The sequence below is a fragment of the Phycisphaerales bacterium genome, assembly GCA_035627955.1.
Lineage (GTDB): Bacteria > Planctomycetota > Phycisphaerae > Phycisphaerales > UBA1924 > JAEYTB01.
In genome coordinates, this window is the sequence record DASPKU010000017.1 from 1 (window position 1) to 13,419 (window position 13,419).

The following is a 13,419-nucleotide window of genomic DNA, read 5'->3' on the forward strand; positions in this document are numbered from 1 at the left end:
CAGCCCGACTCGGGCGAGCAGGCCCTGGAAATCGCCGAGGTGCTGGTGCGCTCCGGGGCGATCGACGTGATCGTCATCGACTCGGTGGCGGCGCTGGTGCCGCGGGCCGAGCTCGAGGGCGAGATGGGTGATTCTCATGTAGGTTTACAGGCACGATTGATGTCACAGGCGCTGCGCAAATTAACAGCGATCGTGGCGAAATCAAAAACATGCATGGTTTTCATCAATCAAATTCGTGAAAAAATCGGGGTCATGTTCGGTAACCCCGAGACCACCACCGGCGGGCGGGCCCTCAAGTTCTACTCCTCGGTCCGCATCGACGTGCGCCGCACGGGGGCGATCAAGGAGGGCGACGTCACCATCGGCAGCCGCACCCGCGCACGCGTGGTCAAGAACAAGATTGCCCCGCCCTTCCGCGACGCCGAGTTCGACATCATGTACACCGAGGGCATCTCCGCCTCCGGCGACCTGCTGGACCTGGCGGTGGACGCCAAGGTGGTGCAGAAGTCCGGCGCGTGGTTCAGCTACGGCGACATCCGCATCGGCCAGGGGCGCGAGGCCAGCAAGCAGTTCCTCAAGGACAACCCCGACCTGTTCAAGGAAATCCGGATGAACGTGCTGGCGGTCAAGATGGCCCAGCCCCTGACCCCCGGCACCCCCGCCGAGGGCGAGGGCGACGACGAGACCGCGCCGGAGGAGTAGACGCGCACTTTCTACGCACCTCTGATCGATCGGCAACGATACTTGTGTAAGGGCCCCAACAGGGGCCCCTTTTTACGTGCGCGCGAGACCTCCCGTGCAACGCGGGCGAGGACTTTGCGAATACGTTGCGGCACTTCCCCTCGGAACGATGATCACTCCTGGAGAGCACCCTGATGTCGAGCGTCAAGCTGTGGGTTGGGTGGGTGGCTGTCGTTTGGGTGCTGCTGGTGGCCGGGTGCGGCTCCTCGGTGATCCGACTTGAGCAGGCCGGCCCCGGCGCGCGTGCACAGGTCCCGTCGGGGCTCTACGAGCTCACGATCGACACCAACGATGCGGGGCCCGTGACAGTGGTGATGGCCATCGGCGCCGGCAAAGACGGGCCGACCAGCTTTGGAGGCAACTCGCGCCCCGACGCGGCGGGCGAGCTCATCGGCGGCTTCAAGGGCTTCGTTGCCGAGTCGATGGGCGGCTTCGACGACGGCGTGCTGGTGCGATGGGAGGGCTCGGTCCAGCAGGACCAATCGATCACTGGAGTTCTGCGGACCCCGATGGGGAACTTCCGCACGGAGGGCTCCTCGGCCATGCAGCCGATGGTCCTGAAGCGGCGCGGTCAGACGCTGGGCACTGCCAGCCTCCGGCCGATCGCGCCCGAGGAGATCGGGCGACCTCCACTGCCCGAGTTCAAGGCCGTCGCAAACGACATTGCCGGGGTTCTCAAGGACCGCCTCTTTGATCCGGAGCTGCTCAGCACGCCGGAATGCCGCGACTTCCTCGCCCGGATCGAGCGGCTTCCAACACAAGCGCGGGACCAGGGCGAGTTCCTGTTCGGCTTCTATGTGAGTGCGCGATCGCTCCCGTTCTCGCACGTGGGGCTGGTCCGGTTGGCGGGCGAGGAGAGCGCCTTGGCCCAGACTGGTGTGGGGCCCGAGCAAGCGCCGACGCTCACGATGGACGGCCGCGTGGCGACCCTCCGGATTCCATCGTTCGCGGTCCCCTCGGAAGTAATCGAGCGCGCGATGCGGGAAGTCGTGGAACGCTCCCCGGAGGCGCTGATCATCGACCTGCGTGACAACCAGGGTGGAACGTTCTCGAGCGCGGTGGTCGCGTCGTATCTCCTGGAAACCCCCAAGGAGATGGGGGCGCTGGTCTCCAGCAAGGGGCGCGAGCTGGCCCGCTCGGGGAGATGGTCGGAGCTCCCCACCTGCAGCCCTTCGGACCCGCCCGAGGAGGTCCTTGGCACCGCGTTCAGCAAGGGCGGGGTGCGGGGGATCACAAGGCCGGCTCAGACCGTTTACAAGAACCCGGTTGTCGTGCTCACCAGCCGCAGGACGGCCTCCGCTGCCGAGCCGCTGGTCCATGTGCTGAAAACGTCAAGGCGAGCCACCCTCATCGGCGAGCGCACCGCCGGGGCGATGCTGTCCTCCTCGCAGGTGCCGCTCTCGCACGGGTGGACCATGATGATCCCCACGCTCGACTACTTCACGCCAGAGGGCGGCCGGTTGGAAGGCAAGGGTGTCGCACCCGATGTCTATGCGTCCCCCGAGAACGCCCCGGCCGTCGCGCGAGAGCACCTGCCAGGAGCGATGACGCGGCGGTAGCGTTCGAGGTCTTCATGCAAGCCGCGATGAAGATCGGACATGCGGCGTCGCTCGCACCCCGCTCACCGCGCCAGCTTGGCCTTCCACTCCGATTCTCGCCGGTTGACCTCTTCCCACAGCCGCTTCCACTCGTCCTCGGACAGGGTGGTCTGCACGACCTTCGCGTACGTCGCCATCGTCTGCCAGCGCTCCAGGCGCACCTTGTCCCAATCGGTTGTGTCAATAGCCTCGTCCTCCGGCTGCGCAGGCTTCGATCGCCGCTCCATCGCCGCGATGCGGCGGCTGAACTCATCCCACTTGGGCGCGTGCTCGGCCGCGTTCTTGTGCAGCCGCTCGCGCTTCTCAGGAGCGATGCCGGGAAGGTCGGGCGCGGTGCGGATCATGACGTCCTGGCTCTCGAACCCGTACGCCTCACGGAGGCAGACGCGCTCGTAGGCCTTAGAGAAAGCCGTCGCGTGTTCCGGCGTGAGCACGCCAGAAATGCGGCGGACGTACTGGTAGTTGAACATGCTGATCGCTTTGGAGGCGTCGCCCAACGGCTTGCCCGCCTCGCGGATCCGCTCCATCTGCGCCTCATCGCTCGCGGGACCAATCTTCTTAATAGCCAGGTCCACCTCTGCCGCGGTGACCTCGTATTCGCGCAGCTTGCTATCGAGCTCGCGCTCGTACCGGTCCAGCAACGGCGCGGCCGCGGCGCGCTCGGCCTCGGTGAGCTCGACCATCTGAATGACGCCGAGCAGGTTGGTCCGGTCGAAGGGCTTGAAGCGGAGCAGGCGGTCGCCCATCAGCCGGTCGCGCCGCAGGAAACGCTCGTACGCGGGCCAGCGCTCCTCCTGCGCCGGCGTGAGCGTCGCCCGCGCATCGGCGAAGAAGCGCTCGCGGAGCTTGGCGGTGTCGGGCTCGAGCTCCTGGAGCCGCTCAATGAACTCGCTGCGCCGCTCGGGCGTGCGATCCTCTTCCGGCAGCGAGCGCCACCACTCGCTGACCTTGCGCTGCCGCTCCTCCGCCTGGCTGAGCTGGGCCATGGCGCCGGCGCGGAGCTGGTCGACCGCCTTCTCTTGCTCCTTCGTGCTCTCCATGATGCGGTGCAGGCCCGCGATCTCCGAAGGAGCAATGAGCGGCTCGGGCTCGGCCATTCCAAGCTGTGCCAAAGCGGGAACGGATAGGAGCAGCCCCACGACAAACCCCAGGAGTTTCATCGGCCCACTGTACCGGCCGGTGCGGCCCCCTCACAACGGAAATGAGCGAAGTACCCCTGCCGGAGGCGGCCTCGCGGGCGCGAACAGTTCACCATGCTCGAGGACCTCGACCGCCGCTTCCTGCAGTCTCAGAAGGTGTACTACCGCGCCCGTGAGCAGTTCGAGCTCGGGGAGTTCACGCGGGCCCTCGTGCTGCTCCGCGAGTCGTGGGAACTCCACGAGCACGCGCCCACGGCGTTCTGGATGGGCGAGTGCCACCGGTACCTCAAGGACACGCTCAGCGCGGGGCTGTGGCTGGAGAAGGCGCACCGGATGAAGCCATCGCAGGCGACCTACGCCGTGGGGTTCGGGCGATTCCTGATGGATGTGGGGCGGTACGGCGAGGCCGAGGCGATGGCGTCGCGCGCGATCGCGAGCGCGCCGGAGTTTGCGCCGGGGCACAAGCTGTTCGAGTTGGTGCGGAAGCGGCGAACACCGCGCAACTGAAGTGGCTCAGTTGGGCAGGAACACAACCCGCGCTTTCTCGTGAAGTGCCCGATCGCTCAATTGGAGAAGCGCCACCGCGATCCCAGCGAGCTCACGGTCCGGCGCTGCTGCCATTGTGGAAGTGTCGAGTCTCAGCGCCTCGAGCTCGGAGTCTGCGTACTCGACCTCGTCTCCATAGATGTCAGATGCGCGGATGAGCGCGTTCGCCTTGTGTGACTCCGCCCATTTGACCAGCTTGCCATGCGTGCGGGCATCGAGCTCGACCCGCTCGGGGATGGAACCATCCGACATCAGCAGTGCAAAGTCGCAGAACGCCATTGCTAGTTCCCGCTCAGCTCGCGCACCAGCCGTTCCGCCGTGTCGTCATCGACATGGACCATCGCGCACCAGCCGCCCTCGTGGTTCGGGTCGGTGAGGGCGAGCACGACCCGCGGGTCGGTGATGCTCTCGCCGTTCTCGCCGCGTCCCGAGTAGCCGGGCATCACCATCCACGCGGCGTTCTCGATTGTCAGTGTCCCCGCCTTCACGTCGTCGGCGTACTGGTACAGGTACAGCCCGCCCTTCACCCCGCCGTCCTTCGCGGCCTTGTGCTGGCCCGAGTCGAGCGTGGCGCGGATTGTGCGGGCGAGCTTCTTCGTCGCGCCCGCATCCATCGTGAAGGTCGCGAGGGTGCGTTCGGGCTCGGCGCGTCCAAAACGAAGCGTCGCGCCGCCACCCGCGTCGCGCTCCACCTTCAGCACCGCGCCGGACTCCACTTCGACAGCCTTGTACTTGCTGAGCGTCTCGCCCTCGAAGCTCATCACTGCCGTCATGTTCGCCGGCTCGGGCGGCATCACCACCTTCGCGAGCAGGTCGGCCATCTCGGTCGGCCCCATGCCGCTCTCGCCCATCATGACCGCGATGAACACCTGCTCCTGTGGGTAGTGCACGAGGTCGCAGCGGTAGCCGCGCGTCGCGCCGCCGTGCCGGTGTACGGTGCGCCCCTCCTCGTCCGTGCTCACCATCCACCCGAGCGCGTAGCGGTCGAGCACGGGCGTGGTCCACTTGGTGTGCGACGATTCCCCGAGGATTGTCCGCGAGCGCAGCGCCCGCTCGAAGGCGACGAGGTCGTTGACGCTGGTGACCAGCCCGCCCGCGCCCTTGAGGCCCCAGGCCCACGGCTCCACCGTCTTGTCGAGCATCAGTCCGCGCCGGTCGCCCATACGGCCGCTGGTGATGCGCACCGTCTGCTTCGACGCGTCCAGCCCCGCGCCGTCGAGGAACCCCGAGGACTTCATGCCCGCAGGCTCCAACACCAGAGCGCGCACCGCCTGCTCGTACGTCTTCCCCGCGGCCTTTTCCAGCACGGCGCCGAGCACCACATACCCGCCGTTGCAGTACTCAAACTGCTCGCCAGGGGCTCCCGCGCTGCGGGACTTCACGAACCGCCGCACCGCCTCGTCCCGGTCATTGAACCCAAGGTGCTGGATTGCTCGAGCGCGGTCGCTCTTGCCCGAGGTGTGCGCCATCAGGTGCTTGAGCGTGATGGTCTCGGCGCCCTCGCCCGCGTCCGGGAAGAACTTCGACAGCGGGTCCTCGGTCGAGAGCCTGCCATCCTGCTCCAGCCGCAGGATGGCGGCGGCGGTGAACATCTTCGTGACCGAGCCCATGTCGAAGAGGTGGTCGGGGCCGATGGGGTCGAGCTGCTCGTTCGCGAGGCCGAAGCCCTCGGCCAGCAGCACCTCGCCGCGGCGGACTACCAGGACCGCCCCCCAGAAGCGGCCGAGCTCAGCCCGCAGCACAGCCTCCTTGAGCTCGCGTCCCACGCTTCGCGCGGCCCCGGTATCCGCGCCCCGAGGTGCCGGTTGGGCAAGGGCAGCGGGGGCCAGGAGCAACAGGCCGATGCACGCCAGGAGGGCTCGCTTCATGGCCGACAGCCTACTCGGGGAGGGGGCGAGGCCCCTATCCGGACGGGTCCCGACCGGGTTGTGGGGATTTCGGGCCGTACAAGCGGGCGGCTGGGTCAAACAACCCCGTGGCATGGCCTGAACCAGACGTGGCCGCGCGCCGATAATCAGGACCCCAACCCCGGCGAACAGCCGCGGCGAACGAGGACGAACGACCCATGAAGCACCGTACCGCGATTGTGAGCACCGCCCTCCTGCTGAGCGCAACCAGCGCGATGGCGCAGATGGTGACCCCGCCGCCGGCGGAAGCGCCGGCGCCGGAAAAGGGGATCCCCGTCACGCCGGGGCCGCAACAGCCGATCCCCACGGTGCCGCCGGGCCAGATCACGATCAACCCCACGCGCCCCGCGCAGAAGGCACAGCCCGCGCCGCTCCCCAACGTGCCATACAAGAGCATCGTGCAGAAGGGCACCGACGGCAAGGTGGTGCGTCTGAGCGAGCCGGCGGAGTACGCGGCCCTCAAGAACAACCCGCTGGTGATGGACAAGGAGCGCGAGCGGCTGGGCGATTACTTCGCGCAGCGCAAGGCCGCGTTCGAGAACATTGTCGCCGACAACGTCGACCTCGTCGAGAAGGTGGAGGGTGGCATCTTCGAGACCATCCCGCTGTCGACCACCGAGGAGAAGCGGGCCAACCTCAAGAAGCTGCTGGACGTGTCGCAGCCGCTGAAGGCGCCCGCGGCCCCCAAGCCCCTGGCCGAGGACCTCAAGGAGAAGCAGGTCCTCACCGACGAGCAGGCCCGCTTCAACCAGAAGATCAGCAAGGAGTACACCGACGCGATCATCATGGAGCAGAAGCTGGACGCCACCCGCGGCCTGGCGATGCTCTACAAGGCCAGCCTCGATGAGCCCATGTACTACCACCGCCAGATGAAGATCGAGGCGGCGGGCAAGCTCGACGCCCTGATGCCGGCGCTCAAGCTCGAGGGCGACGCCGCCACGCGGGCCCAGGCCGCGGCCTCCAAGGCCAAGGGCGCGAAGACCGACGCCGACAAGGAGGCCGCGATGAACGAGCTGTACCAGGCGCTCAGCGTGGACCAGCGGAAGGCGCTGCTGAAGGCGGTGATCGAGTCGCGTCAGCCGAAGAAGGGCTGAGGCTCGACCTGAGTTGATCCATCGAGAACGCCGTCCCGAATGGGGCGGCGTTTTTCTTTGGGTGGTGTCTTTGGGTACCCCTCCGCTCCGCGGCGGTCTTAAGGCGGTGTAGAGCGCGTGCAACGTGGCAACTCGCGCATTCTGGTGCAACACGAAGAGCCGCCGCGGAGCGGCGGGGTACCCAGGACGCAGCGATCAGCTCTTGGCCGCGAACTTGGCCCGCAGCATCTCGCGCGTCTCGGGCATCATGACGACCTTGGCGGAGAGGTCGGCCCCGCGCCGGACCACCTCCGCGTCGAACGAGCCGTCGAGCTCGTTGAGCAGCTGCTTGGTGGCGCGGAGCGCCTGCGGTGCGGCGCTGGACAGACGGGCGACGAGGGCGTCGGTCTCCGCGTCGAGCTCCGCGGGCGTGGGCGCAAGGACATCCACCATGCGCAGTTCGTGGGCACGCTGACCAGACATCGTGCCGCCCATCAGCAGGATCGTGCGGGCGCGCCCCGCGCCCACCTTCCGCACCAGCCACGGAGCGACGACCGCAGGGCAGACGCCCAGGTCCACCTCGGGGTAGCCCATCTTGCTGTCCGCGTGGGTGATCGCGAAGTCGCACACGCAGGAGAGCCCGCAGCCGCCCCCGATGGCCGCGCCGTTGACCTTCGCGATGGTGGCCATGGGCAGAGCCCGCAGCTTGAGCGTGAGCTCGGCGAGCGAGTGGAGCAACTTCGCCGGCGCACCCGGCACGTCCAGGACCATCTTGAGGTCCATGCCGGCGCAGAAGGACTTGCCCGCGCCGGTGAGCACGAGCACTGAGGGGCGACTGCCCTCGGGCATGGCCGCGAGCTCGTCGAGGCGGGCGTGCAGGGCCTCGAGCAGCTCGACCGAGAGGGCGTTGCGGGCGTCCGGGCGGTTGAGGGTGAGCGTGGCCGTGGTGCCGGTGGTGGTGAGCAGGGCGAGGTCGGGCATGGTTACTTCTTCTCCGTTGCCTTCCACAGTTCGGCGAGGCGCTGCCGCTGCTCCTCGGTACCCACCAGCGCGGTTGAAACACGGAGCGAACGCTCCAGCACCGCATCGTCGCTGGTGCGGTCGAGCTCGTTCAGCCACCTCTTGGTGTAGCCCAGCGCGTGGCGGGGCTTGGCCGCGAGCTCCTGGGCGAGGGCGATCGCCCGCGGCTCGCAGTTGCTCAGCAGCGGCACGCACTCGTGGGCGAGGCCGATGCGGTGGGCCTGAAGGCCGTCGATGAGGCGCGGCTCCAGCAGGCGGGTGCGGGCGGGGCCGTCGCCGATGCTGGCCCGGACCACCGGCGCGTTCACCGCGGGCGAGATGCCCAGCCGCAGCACGGGGTAGCCGAGCTTCGCGTCGGCGTTGGTGATGACGAGGTCGCCGGCCGCGGCGAGGGCGCAGCCGCCGGCGATGGCGCCGCCGTGGGCAGAGACGACCACTGGGCACGGGGCCGTGCGCACGGCCTTCACCGCGCGGGACAGCCCGGTGAGCAGCTGCTCGAGCACGGTGTTGTCGTCGCGGCAGAGGGTGAGGTCGAACCCGGCGCAGAAGACCTCGCCCACGCCCGAGAGCACGATGGCCTTGGCGCTGTTGGCACGCTCGATCGCACCGACGAGGCTGGCGAGCATCTTCGGGGTCTGGGCGTTGCGCTTCTCGGGGCGGTCGAGGCGGATGACGGCGACCTCGCCCAGGGGCTGCACGTCGATCATGGCTTTGTCCCTGCGCCGCCGGTGCGCGACTTCCCCACGATCTCGCGGGCGAACGCCGCGGCTTCGGCGAGCCTGGCGAGATCAACGCCAGTCTCGTACCCCGCGTCCTGAATGGTGCGCACGAGCGTCTCGGTGGCGATATTGCCCGGGGCGCGCTGCCCGGGCTTGCTGGCGTACGGGCAACCGCCCAGACCGGCGACGGAGCCATCGAAGGAGCGGACGCCGAGGTCGAGCGCGGTGCGCACGCACTCGGTGGCGCGCCCGTGGGTGTCGTGGAGGTGGAGGGTGAGGGTGGCAGGAATCCGCCAGCCGGACAACTCGGCCCAGTACCCCCCGAGCCTGTCACCGAGGTCATTGGGGTCGAGCTCGTGGTGCACGGCCTGGATCTTCCTCGGCGTCGCTATACCGATGGTGTCCGACACAGCAATGTCGACGCCCGCAAACCCACCCTCCTCTCCAGGCGTGAATCGGGAGTGCGTCACGCTGGAGATGCAGCCCGCAACAACCCCCCGGACCGCGCGAGGATCGACCTCTCCTTCGAAAGGGCAGCCGTACGCGCACGAGATATAGAACCGAACGCGCAACCGGTGCTTCCACGCCCAGTCCAGCACAGGCTGGAAGCGGTCGAGGCTCTCGCTGATCGTCGCGTTGATGTTCTTCTTCGTGAACGTCTCGCTCGCGGCGGTGAAGAGGGCAACCGTATCGATCAACCTCCGCCCGGTTTCTTCCATCGCCCGATCGTTGATCTCCAGCACACCCTCCATGCCGACCTGGTTGGGAACGAGCACGGAGCAGGACGGGCGGCTCTCACGCGGCCATCGGCCGATCAGTTCCCCCAGCACCTCGCGGGCATCGGCCAGCTGCGGCACCCACTTCGCGCTCACGAAGCTGGTGACCTCCACCTCGTCCACGCCGGTGCCGCACAGCAGCTCCACCAGCCGGACCTTGTCGGGCGTGGGGATCACGCCCGGCTCGTTCTGGAGGCCGTCGCGGGGGGAGACGTCGGTGATGCGCACGCGCTCGGGCACGGGCAATGCTACACCGGCTTCATGGGCGTATCACCGCGTGAACGCACGGTCTGGCATGGGCGGCGCGGTGCGGATCGGCATCTCGGGCTGGCGATACGCGGGGTGGCGGGGGAACTTCTACCCGGAGGGGCTCGCCCAGCGGCGTGAGCTCGAGTACGCGGCCTCCAGGTTCCCAACGGTCGAGATCAACGGCACGTTCTACTCGCTGCAGCGGCCCGAGAGCTTCGCCCAGTGGTACGACCACACGCCCGATGGCTTCCAGTTCAGCGTGAAGGGCGGGCGGTACATCACGCACTACCTGAAGCTCAAGAATGCCGAGACGGCGCTGGCCAACTTCTTCGCCAGCGGCATGCTGCTTCTGCGGGAGAAGCTGGGGCCGATCCTGTGGCAGTTCCCCGCGCAGATGCCGCTGGACATGGAGAAGTTTGAAGCGTTCCTGTCGGTGCTGCCGCGCACGACGGGCGAGGTGGCCCGCTGGGCCAGGCGTCACGACGAGCGGCTGGAGGGCCGGGCGTGGGTGAAGCCCGGGCCCCTGCGCGAGGTGCGGCACGCCGTGGAAGTGCGGCACGACAGCTTTTTCGTGCCGGCGTTCATCAAGCTCCTGCGGCGCGAGCAGGTGGCGCTGGTGGTGTCCGACGGGGCGGAGAACTGGAGCACCTTCGAGGACGTGACCGCGCCCTTCGTGTACGTGCGGCTGCACGGGTCGGAGCAGCTCTACGTCAGCGGCTACTCGGACAGCGAGCTCGACGGGTGGGGCCGAAAGGTGACGGCGTGGGCCGAGGGGCGGGACCCGCGCGGGGCCCGGCGCGTGATGCCGGCGTGTGCAGCGGGCAAGGCGCGCGACGTGTACGTGTACTTCGACAATGACGCGAAAGTGCGGGCGCCCGTGGATGCGCAGGGGCTCATCCGACGGGTGGAGCGGCCGCGCCTGCGGCGCGCGGGATGAGCGCGCACGGGAGAAGCAGGAGAACGAAAAAGGCCCGCGTCCGTAGACGCGGGCCCTTGCGATTCACTTCAGGAGGTAGGGCGGCTCAGCAGGTCCCGCCGCCCAGGACGCGGAAGAACGCCTCGATGTCCTGGTCGGTGCCGATGTCGCCGTCGCCGTTGAAGTCGGCGCCGCCCTGCCAGCACGTCGGGCAGCAGCTGCCGCCCAGGCACGCGAAGAACGCTTCGATGTCTTGATCGGTGCCGAAGTCGCCGTCGCCGTTGAAGTCCTGGTTGCCGCACCCGCCGGTCTGGGTGCACATGCGGACCACGACTTCGACATCGTCCACCGCCGCTTCCACCAGCGAGCCCGAGCCGGTGTCGCCGGCGCTGAAGCGCAGCTTCATCTGGTTGGTGAGGGCGATGGCGGGGAAGTTGCTCAGGTCGATGGTCCCCTGCAGCCAGCCGCCGTTGTTGTTCGAAGCTGGACCGATGGTCTGGACAGTGGTCCAGTTGCCGCCGTTGTCGCTGGACACACTCACGAGGAACGTGTCCGCGGCGGGGGCGGAACCCTGGGTATTGCTGTACCAGCGCCAGTAGTTGATGACCATCTCCAGCGCGCCCGCGGCGTTGATGGTCGGGCTGATGAGGTGCGTCGTGCCGCCGTCGACGTCGGCCGCGCCGATCTGCCCGCCGACGGCACCCTGGCCCGTCACCCAGCAGAGTGTGCCGTTGGCGGTGTGGTCATCTTCTGGCTGCGCCGTGGTGCCGACCGGGTCGACCCTCACCCACGCGCCGCTGGTGAGCGCGGCGTCGTTCTGCACCGTCCACCCCGTGTTGGACTCGAAGTTGTCGCTGAACAGCACGCTCGGGGCCTGAGCCACCAGCGCTGAGTACACGGCGGTGGGGGCGTTAGCGGGCGAGCGCACCACCGCCCCGCCGCTGCCAGTCGCCTGGAGGTAGAACTGGGGGTTGTTGCCGCAGCTGAACGCCGGCAGCGTGGCGGTGTAGCTGTTGCCGCCGTTGAAGGTGAGCGGCACGCTGGTGTACGCGCCGCTGGTGCTGGAGCGGTAGAACAGCGCGGTTGAAGCGACGTTCTGATTCCCCGCCGTGACCTGCACCGGGAAGCTGACCGGAGCGCCCGGCTCGACCACAGAAGGGGCCCCGTTGGGCAGCACGATGTCGACCGTGGTGTCCGCGACCTGCAGCGACAGGCTGTACAGCTGCACCTCGTTGACGCCCGACGTGCTGAACACGCGCACGTAGTAGTCGCCCGCGGCGGGCAGGACCACGCTCTGCAGAGCCTCCGCCACACCGGCCTGCGACGCCACGCCCGTGGCCAGCACGGTCGTGCCGTTGGCCGAGAGCACCTGGAGGTCCAGATCGCCCGAGGCGAGGCTGTCGGTCACGTCGGTGTTGCAGCATGAGCCGCTCTGACCGGCGCAGTTCTGCACGTCGTCGGCGTACGTGGTGCCGATGGGGCTGGCCGTGACGTTCAGCAGACGCCGGCCGGTCACGCTGATCTTGTACCAGTCCGCGTCGTTGTTGATGTTCAGGCTGGCGAGGGAGGACAGCGGGATGGCCGGCGCGGGCACCGCGCCGATCGTCGTTGTCGTGCCCGCGACGAGCGTGCCCAGCTGCGTCGCTGTCGCGGCGCTGTTGTTTGGCTCGAACTTGTCGCCGTAGTGCTGCTGGGCGTTGCGGATGTCGTCGTGGCGCGGCCCGTCGTAGGCCACACTGATGAACGGCTCCATGAGCTTGGTCTGGGCGATGGGGCACACGTGGGCCTGACCCATCCCGTGCCCGTGCTCGTGGGCGAGAACGTTGCGCAGGCGCAGCGAGTTGCTGGAGGTGGTGTTGAAGAAGGAATCGCCCGTGTCGACGACCATGTCGCCGTTCTGCGGAAAGAAGTTGTACGCCAGGACACCGGAGGCGCCGTCGATGAAGTGCCCGCCCATCCGCAGGTCGCCGCGGACGCCCACCTGCCCCGCCGAGGTTCCCAGGCCGACGCCGTCGTCGTTGGGCTCGTGCACGTACGTCACGCCGCACAGCTGGCCCCACCGCGCGAAGATCGCGTGGTAGTGCGCCTGCCAGGTGGCGTCGTTCGCGCCGTAAATCCCGCGCATGAACGCGAAGAGGTCGCTGGGCGCGGCGGGCTCGCCGTTGAACCCCTGGATGGGCGTGCCGTCGGGCACAAAGCTGTAGGTGAGGGTGATCGGTGAACCGACCGCGGTCGCCCCGGTCATTGCGGTGGCGCCCCAGCGGGCGGACTGGTTGAACCGCGGCTCCAGGCCGAACATCACCTGGTTGAACACCATCATCGTGTTGTGGTCGGTGGCGTCGTCGAAGCAGGTGGAGAGCCCGGCCAGCAACTCGGGGCGCGCGGCGATGTTGATCAGCATCCGCTGGTGCACGGGGGCGAGCTTCGCCCACGACTCGGCCTGAACGAAGCGGCCGATAAGGGCCGGCATTGCCAGCCCGCGATCAGCGTTCTCGGACGATCCGCACGAGCCGCAGGGGCCGCACAACGCCGCGGCCAGACCCGCGACACCCACCAGACCCGGGATCGCCAGGTCACGAATCCACCGATGCACCATGAAAGCCTCCGTTCCAGGCCCCGACGAAACGACGGAATGAGATGAAGCCCACGGGCGCAGAAACCCCTGCCCGCGGCGACGGAAGACTAACACATCGGCCAAGGGATGGAAGGGGATTTTACCGCCCGGTTCTTGGGCT

At 68.1% G+C, this 13,419-nt stretch carries 12 protein-coding genes; 5 read left to right on the top strand and 7 right to left on the bottom strand.

The window, feature by feature from the left end:
- Window positions 1-702, top strand: a 702-nt coding sequence (gene recA / locus VD997_14275) for a recombinase RecA (protein ID HYE63157.1), incomplete at its 5' end; no start/stop codon positions are given.
- A gap of 173 nt (window positions 703-875) precedes the next feature.
- Window positions 876-2,300: a S41 family peptidase gene (locus VD997_14280; GenBank protein HYE63158.1), complete on the top strand. Its 1,425-nt coding sequence runs from the start codon at window positions 876-878 to the stop codon at window positions 2,298-2,300.
- Between the two features lie 62 nt (window positions 2,301-2,362).
- On the opposite strand, the gene VD997_14285 is transcribed toward VD997_14280, so the two are convergent.
- Window positions 2,363-3,499, bottom strand: a complete 1,137-nt coding sequence (locus VD997_14285) for a hypothetical protein (GenBank protein ID HYE63159.1) — start codon at window positions 3,497-3,499, stop codon at window positions 2,363-2,365.
- Between the two features lie 93 nt (window positions 3,500-3,592).
- On the opposite strand from VD997_14285, the gene VD997_14290 reads away from it, so the two are divergent.
- On the top strand, window positions 3,593-3,985 hold the full coding sequence (locus tag VD997_14290; GenBank protein ID HYE63160.1) for a hypothetical protein: 393 nt from the start codon (window positions 3,593-3,595) through the stop codon (window positions 3,983-3,985).
- A 6-nt stretch (window positions 3,986-3,991) separates the two neighbouring features.
- On the opposite strand, the gene VD997_14295 is transcribed toward VD997_14290, so the two are convergent.
- Both VD997_14295 and VD997_14300 read right to left on the bottom strand, forming a co-directional pair.
- Window positions 3,992-4,303, bottom strand: coding sequence for a hypothetical protein (locus VD997_14295; GenBank protein ID HYE63161.1), 312 nt, complete (start codon window positions 4,301-4,303; stop codon window positions 3,992-3,994).
- Between the two features lie 2 nt (window positions 4,304-4,305).
- Window positions 4,306-5,892, bottom strand: a complete 1,587-nt coding sequence (locus VD997_14300; GenBank protein ID HYE63162.1) for a serine hydrolase domain-containing protein — start codon at window positions 5,890-5,892, stop codon at window positions 4,306-4,308.
- Between the two features lie 197 nt (window positions 5,893-6,089).
- Between VD997_14300 and VD997_14305 the strand changes: the two genes are divergently transcribed.
- The gene (locus tag VD997_14305) at window positions 6,090-7,025 is read left to right on the top strand and encodes a hypothetical protein (GenBank protein HYE63163.1); all 936 of its coding nucleotides are present in this window, start codon (window positions 6,090-6,092) and stop codon (window positions 7,023-7,025) included.
- Between the two features lie 195 nt (window positions 7,026-7,220).
- Here VD997_14305 and VD997_14310 read toward each other — a convergent pair whose 3' ends face one another.
- From VD997_14310 to VD997_14320, 3 genes are read right to left on the bottom strand one after another with little or no spacing between them, the layout of a single operon-like run.
- Entirely contained in the window at window positions 7,221-7,985 is a 765-nt protein-coding gene (locus VD997_14310; GenBank protein ID HYE63164.1) for an enoyl-CoA hydratase/isomerase family protein, read from the bottom strand.
- A 2-nt stretch (window positions 7,986-7,987) separates the two neighbouring features.
- Window positions 7,988-8,731, bottom strand: coding sequence for an enoyl-CoA hydratase/isomerase family protein (locus tag VD997_14315; protein HYE63165.1), 744 nt, complete (start codon window positions 8,729-8,731; stop codon window positions 7,988-7,990).
- Window positions 8,728-9,759, bottom strand: coding sequence for a hydroxymethylglutaryl-CoA lyase (locus tag VD997_14320; GenBank protein HYE63166.1), 1,032 nt, complete (start codon window positions 9,757-9,759; stop codon window positions 8,728-8,730). Before VD997_14320 ends, VD997_14315 begins: the two co-directional genes overlap by 4 nt.
- A gap of 37 nt (window positions 9,760-9,796) precedes the next feature.
- Here VD997_14320 and VD997_14325 point away from each other — a divergent pair, with 37 nt between their 5' ends.
- A complete protein-coding gene (locus tag VD997_14325; GenBank protein ID HYE63167.1) occupies window positions 9,797-10,705 on the top strand; it encodes a DUF72 domain-containing protein in 909 nt (302 codons plus the stop codon).
- An 85-nt stretch (window positions 10,706-10,790) separates the two neighbouring features.
- On the opposite strand, the gene VD997_14330 is transcribed toward VD997_14325, so the two are convergent.
- A complete protein-coding gene (locus tag VD997_14330; protein ID HYE63168.1) occupies window positions 10,791-13,280 on the bottom strand; it encodes a matrixin family metalloprotease in 2,490 nt (829 codons plus the stop codon).
- Window positions 13,281-13,419 lie beyond the last annotated feature (139 nt).

Coding starts and splice junctions, on each gene's coding strand:
- VD997_14280 (HYE63158.1), top strand. CDS start 876: ATGTCGAGCGTCAAGCTGTGGGTTGGGTGGGTGGCTGTCGTTTGGGTG.
- VD997_14285 (HYE63159.1), bottom strand. CDS start 3,499: ATGAAACTCCTGGGGTTTGTCGTGGGGCTGCTCCTATCCGTTCCCGCT.
- VD997_14310 (HYE63164.1), bottom strand. CDS start 7,985: ATGCCCGACCTCGCCCTGCTCACCACCACCGGCACCACGGCCACGCTC.
- VD997_14305 (HYE63163.1), top strand. CDS start 6,090: ATGAAGCACCGTACCGCGATTGTGAGCACCGCCCTCCTGCTGAGCGCA.
- VD997_14330 (HYE63168.1), bottom strand. CDS start 13,280: ATGGTGCATCGGTGGATTCGTGACCTGGCGATCCCGGGTCTGGTGGGT.
- VD997_14295 (HYE63161.1), bottom strand. CDS start 4,303: ATGGCGTTCTGCGACTTTGCACTGCTGATGTCGGATGGTTCCATCCCC.
- VD997_14300 (HYE63162.1), bottom strand. CDS start 5,892: ATGAAGCGAGCCCTCCTGGCGTGCATCGGCCTGTTGCTCCTGGCCCCC.
- VD997_14315 (HYE63165.1), bottom strand. CDS start 8,731: ATGATCGACGTGCAGCCCCTGGGCGAGGTCGCCGTCATCCGCCTCGAC.
- VD997_14290 (HYE63160.1), top strand. CDS start 3,593: ATGCTCGAGGACCTCGACCGCCGCTTCCTGCAGTCTCAGAAGGTGTAC.